The sequence below is a fragment of the uncultured Nocardioides sp. genome, assembly GCF_902805925.1.
Taxonomy (GTDB): domain Bacteria; phylum Actinomycetota; class Actinomycetes; order Propionibacteriales; family Nocardioidaceae; genus Nocardioides.
Window position 1 is genome coordinate 1 of record NZ_CADCUP010000006.1, and the last position, 3,183, is coordinate 3,183.

The 3,183-nt window shown below is 71.4% G+C and carries 5 protein-coding genes; 2 read left to right on the forward strand and 3 right to left on the reverse strand.

What is annotated here, in order from left to right:
* Both QZX64_RS00465 and QZX64_RS00470 read right to left on the reverse strand, forming a co-directional pair.
* The coding region (locus QZX64_RS00465; RefSeq protein ID WP_295656062.1) for a class II fructose-bisphosphate aldolase at positions 1 to 524 on the reverse strand (524 nt) is incomplete at its 3' end.
* Positions 525 to 712: 188 nt separating this feature from the next.
* Positions 713 to 1,360, reverse strand: coding sequence for a TrmH family RNA methyltransferase (locus tag QZX64_RS00470; RefSeq protein WP_295656066.1), 648 nt, complete (start codon positions 1,358 to 1,360; stop codon positions 713 to 715).
* 88 nt (positions 1,361 to 1,448) lie between these two features.
* Between QZX64_RS00470 and QZX64_RS00475 the strand changes: the two genes are divergently transcribed.
* Positions 1,449 to 2,183 carry a DedA family protein gene (locus QZX64_RS00475; RefSeq protein WP_295656063.1) on the forward strand — a complete coding sequence of 245 codons (735 nt, stop codon included), beginning with the start codon at positions 1,449 to 1,451 and terminating at the stop codon, positions 2,181 to 2,183.
* Here the strand turns inward: QZX64_RS00475 and pyrE are convergent.
* On the reverse strand, positions 2,180 to 2,776 hold the full coding sequence (gene pyrE / locus QZX64_RS00480; RefSeq protein WP_295656064.1) for an orotate phosphoribosyltransferase: 597 nt from the start codon (positions 2,774 to 2,776) through the stop codon (positions 2,180 to 2,182). The two genes, QZX64_RS00475 and pyrE, sit on opposite strands and share 4 nt — an antisense overlap.
* Positions 2,777 to 2,813: 37 nt before the next feature.
* On the opposite strand from pyrE, the gene QZX64_RS00485 reads away from it, so the two are divergent.
* Positions 2,814 to 3,183: MFS transporter (locus QZX64_RS00485; protein ID WP_295656065.1), on the forward strand; the 370-nt coding region annotated here is incomplete at its 3' end.

Below are 3,183 nucleotides of genomic sequence, written 5' to 3' on the forward strand. Positions count from 1 at the left end.
TTTTGGGCGACGCCGTCCTCCTCGCCGCCCACGACCCCGATCTCGACCTCCAGGACGATGTGCGCGGCCGCGCACTGGGCGAGCAGGTCGGCGGCGATCTCGAGGTTCTCGTCGAGCAGCACCGCCGAGCCGTCCCACATGTGCGACTGGAACAGCGGCATCTCGCCCCGCTTCACCCTCTCGACGGAGATCGCCAGCAGCGGCCGGACGAAGCCGTCGAGCTTGTCCTTGGGGCAGTGGTCGGTGTGCAGGGCGATGTTGACGGGGTAGTTCTTCGCCACCTCGGCCGCGTAGGCCGCGAAGGCCACGGAGCCGCTGACCATGTTCTTCACGCCGGGGCCGGAGAGGTAGTCGGCGCCGCCGGTGGAGACCTGGATGATGCCGTCGGAGCCGGCGTCGGCGAAGCCCTGCAGCGCGGCGTTCAGGGTCTGCGACGACGAGACGTTGATCGCCGGGTAGGCGAACGAGCGGGACTTGGCCGCATCGAGCATCTCGGCGTAGCGCTCGGGGGTGGCGATGGGCATCGGGGACTCCTCGGCGGGTCAGGGGTCGAAGACGTGCTGGGCCTCACCGAGGACCCTAGTCGGTCGCGTGAGGCATGGACACCGACCATGTCGTGGCCGTCGACGAGGCGACGTCGGTGCTCGCGGGGACGCCCGGGGGTGGCACGGATCCACATATGTGGGGATCTGGCATCGTGAGGCCGGCCGGCTCAACCCCGCCAGGCCGCGTCGCCGGACAGGTCGGCGTGCTCGCGGACCCAGGCGTGCATGGCGATCGCCGCGGCGGCCGAGGCGTTGATGGAGCGCGTCGACCCGAACTGGGCGATCGAGAAGGTGCCGTCGCACGCCTCCCGCGCACCCGCGGAGAGGCCCGGGCCCTCCTGGCCGAAGAGGAAGCACACCCGGCGCGGCACCCGCGTCGTCTCCAGGTGCGCCGACCCGGGCAGGTTGTCGATCCCGAGGAGCCGGACGCCGGCGCCGCGGAGGTGTGTCGCGAGGTCGGCGGCGGTGTCGTGGTGGCGCACGTGCTGGTAGCGGTCGGTCACCATGGCGCCGCGGCGGTTCCACCGGCGGTTGCCGACGATGTGCACCTCGGCGGCGAGGAACGCGTTGGCCGAGCGCACGATCGTGCCGATGTTGAAGTCGTGGCGCCAGTTCTCGATCGCGACGTGGAAGTCGTGCCGCCGGCTGTCGAGGTCGGCGACGATCGCCTCCACCGACCAGTAGCGGTAGCGGTCGACGACGTTGCGGCGGTCGCCCGCGGCGAGCAGATCGGCGTCGTACACCTCGCTGCCGGGACCGCTCGGCCAGGGCCCCTTCCAGGGTCCGACGCCGACCTCCGGGGGCCCGTGCGGCATCGGGTCGTACGGCGCCCGCTCGTCGTCCGGGTCCTCGCTCACGCACGGCAGCCTAGAGGGGTGGACGGGCGGCGCTAGGCTGACGCCTGTGACCGCGCAGTCGATCGTCCAGCCGCTCCTGCTCGGGATGGACTGGATGGATCCCAACTGGCTGCTCGACCAGTTCGGCACCGAGCTCTTCTGGATCAGCCTGGCCATCATCTTCGTCGAGTGCGGGCTCTTCTTCCCGTTCCTGCCCGGCGACACCCTGCTCTTCGCGCTGGGGCTGTTCATCGCGGCCGAGCGCATCGACGTCTTCGGCACCCCGCCGTTCGCCGAGCTGCTGCTGGCGCTGGTGCTGCTGAGCGCCGCGGCGTTCCTCGGCAACGTGTGCGGCTACGAGATCGGGCGGAGGCTGGGGCCACCGCTCTACGAGCGCGAGGGGCGGATCCTCAAGCGCAAGTACTTCGACCAGACACAGGTCTTCTTCGACAAGCACGGCAACAAGGCGCTGGTCATCGGCCGCTTCGTGCCGTTCGTGCGCACCTTCATCACCGTGGTGGCCGGGGTGACCCGCATGGACCGCCGCCGCTTCTTCCTGTGGAGCGCGATCGGTGCGGTGGCGTGGGTCATGAGCATCACGCTGCTCGGCTACTTCCTCGGTCAGGCCTTCCCGGGACTCGGCGAGAACATCGACAAGGCGATCATCGTGATCCTGGCCTTCTCGGTGATCCCGATCGTCTGGGAGTGGTGGCGACACCGACGGACCCACGCCCCGGAGGCCGAGGACCGCGACGCCGACGGCCGTCCCGACCGGGACATCCTCGGCAGCGAGGTCGACTAGCCCGGTCCGGCGCCCCGACGTCCACCCGCCTGCTCGCGCGCCGAGGCGGCCGCGTCCAGCTCGGCCCTGGTGAGCACCGGGCGGACCTCGAGGTCGACGTCGGCGAGCGGGTCCTCACCGGCCGGACTGCGGTCGATCGCGCAGACGACGACCTCGACGGTGGCGCCGCGCTCGCGCAGCCCCCGCGTCGCGTCGCGCACGGCGCCGCCTGTCGTGACGACGTCCTCGACGATCGTGATCCGGCGACCGGCCACGTCGGGGCCCTCGGCGAGCTTGCAGGTGCCGTACTCCTTGGCCCTCTTGCGCACGAAGAGCGCGGGGACGCCCGTCTTGGCGCTGAGCACCGTCACGAGCGGGATGCCGCCCATCTCGAGGCCGCCGAGCAGCTCGGTGTCCGCCGGCAGCAGCTCGACCATCGCGGTGGCGACCCGGTCGAGCAGGGCCGGGTCGGACTCGAAGAGGTACTTGTCGAAGTACTCGCTGGAGACCTGGCCCGAGCGGAGCGTGAACTCGCCCTGCAGCCGGCAGCAGGCGTCGATGTCGGGCGCCAGCGAGCCGGCGTAGGAGGTGTCGTGCGCGTCCGGGCTCGTCATGGCGGTGAGGCTACCGAGACCTAGGCTTGGCCGTCCCATGACGTCCACCGACTTCCGCCTGCGCCAGATCGCGCTGCCGGCGTACGGCCCGAGCATCGTGGAGGGCGTGGGCCACGGCGCGGTCCTCCCGATCGTCGCCCTGCACGCCCGCGAGCTCGGCGCGACCGTCGGCCAGGCCGCGCTCGTGGTGGCGCTGGTGGGCATCGGCCAGCTCCTGATGTCGCTCCCCGCCGGCGCCCTGGTGGCCCGCGTGGGCGAGCGGCGCGCGCTGACCGTCGTCGGGCTGGTCGAGGTCGTGGTGTTCCTGCTCGCCTGGCGCACCGAGGACCTGGTCCTCTTCTCCGTGCTCGTGCTGCTGACCGGGATGGCGTGGACCGTCTTCCTCCTCGCCCGCCAGGGCTACCTCA

Excerpts from the sequence above, each read along its gene's own strand:
- QZX64_RS00470 (WP_295656066.1), bottom strand. The coding sequence starts at position 1,360 with ATGCCGCACGGGCCCCCGGAGGTCGGCGTCGGACCCTGGAAGGGGCCC.
- pyrE (WP_295656064.1), bottom strand. The coding sequence starts at position 2,776 with ATGACGAGCCCGGACGCGCACGACACCTCCTACGCCGGCTCGCTGGCG.